This window comes from Streptomyces sp. MK37H, assembly GCF_018035285.1.
Classification (GTDB): domain Bacteria; phylum Actinomycetota; class Actinomycetes; order Streptomycetales; family Streptomycetaceae; genus Streptomyces; species Streptomyces endocoffeicus.
Genome location: NZ_JAAAYH010000847.1, coordinates 1 through 1,411 on the forward strand (window position 1 = coordinate 1; position 1,411 = coordinate 1,411).

The following is a 1,411-nucleotide window of genomic DNA, read 5'->3' on the forward strand; positions in this document are numbered from 1 at the left end:
CTAGTAGTGCTTCGTTAGGTTCTGGCTCTGGTTCTGTTTGTGGTGAGTGGTCGGCCGCAGGTGGTGCAGGTGCCGGTCCAGCACCTCAGCAGGTCCTGGAGCGCGTCCAGTACCTGGTAGAGGGTCAGGCCGGCGTGGGTGCTTTTGGGTCGAGCCGCCGCAGGGTGAGGAATGCCTGGGCGGCGGTGACAAGGGTGACGTGGTGGTGCCAGCCGCGCCAGGTGCGGCCCTCGAAGTGGTCCAGGCCCAGGCCGTGCTTGAGTTCGCGGTAGTCGTGCTCGATCCGCCAGCGCATCTTCGCCCACCGCACCAGGTCGGCGATGGGAGTGTCGGCGGGCAGGTCGGTCACCCAGTAGCCGGTTGGCTCGACCGCGTCTGCGGGCTGCTCGACCAGCAACGTCTTCACGGGCAATACCCCGTTCCACCGGCTGCGTCCGCCGGCCTGTTCCTGGGCCGCGCGGCAAGCCTCCTTGCCCGACGGCCTCACCTCAAACACGGCAAAACGCGAGGTCATCACGCCTTTGCTGCCCTGCCGCCAGACGACGTCCTCAAAGCGCGTGTCAACCTCGACGAACGTGGCCAGAGGTCGGGCCGGTTCGCGGTAGCGGGGCAGCGTCGGCGGTCCGAGACCGCCGTAAGCGGGCTGATACGGCTCGGCCGTGGCCGGGCGGGCGATCTCCTTGGGATCCACAGCCATGACGTAGGAGAAGCCGCGCTCTTCCAGGGCAAGCCGGAAGGCCACGCTGCGGCCGTAGCCGGCATCCGCCACGATCACCGGCACCTCCAGACCCTGCGCTGCCAGCCGGTCCAGCAGACCCAGGGCCAGGCGGGTCTTGGGCACATGCCCGACCTCCTCGGGCACCCCGGCCCGCTGCCGCCTCCGATCGTCGTGCGCCCATTCCCCGGGCAGGAACAGCTCCCACTCCAAAGGGCACGAGGCGGCGTCAGTGGCCGCGTGCACACTGACCGCGACCTGACAGTTCGCCCGCTTGCCCAACGCCCCGCAGTACTGCCGGGCCACTCCCACCGAAGCGGTGCCGCACTTGGGAAACGACACGTCGTCGACCACCCACACCTCGGGCTGGACCGCCTCGCACAACCGCTCGGCGATCCGCTGCCGCACCGGCGTCCACTCCCACGGCGACTGGTTCACGAACTGCTGCAGGGCCTGCATGTTCCCGTCCGGCAACCGCTCGGCCATCGGCTGGATCGACTTGCGCCGCCCCTCCAGCATTAGTCCCCGCAGATAACAGGCACCCCACCGCCGCTGATCCCGCCGCGGCAACGAGCCGAACACATCGGCAACGAACTCCGATAACTCGCCCCGGAGCCGTTCCACCTCCCCCAGCCTCATACCAGGAAGATGCCCACCACCAAGCGAGATCACCCGACGTAACGAAGCACTACTAGG

The 1,411-nt window shown here is 68.4% G+C and carries 1 protein-coding gene; it reads right to left on the reverse strand.

Going from position 1 to position 1,411, the window contains the following annotated elements; all coding sequences use genetic code 11:
• Window positions 1-124 precede the first annotated feature (124 nt).
• Window positions 125-1,354, reverse strand: a complete 1,230-nt coding sequence (locus tag GWI24_RS44360; protein ID WP_210951660.1) for an IS701 family transposase — start codon at window positions 1,352-1,354, stop codon at window positions 125-127.
• Between the last annotated feature and the right edge of the window lie 57 nt (window positions 1,355-1,411).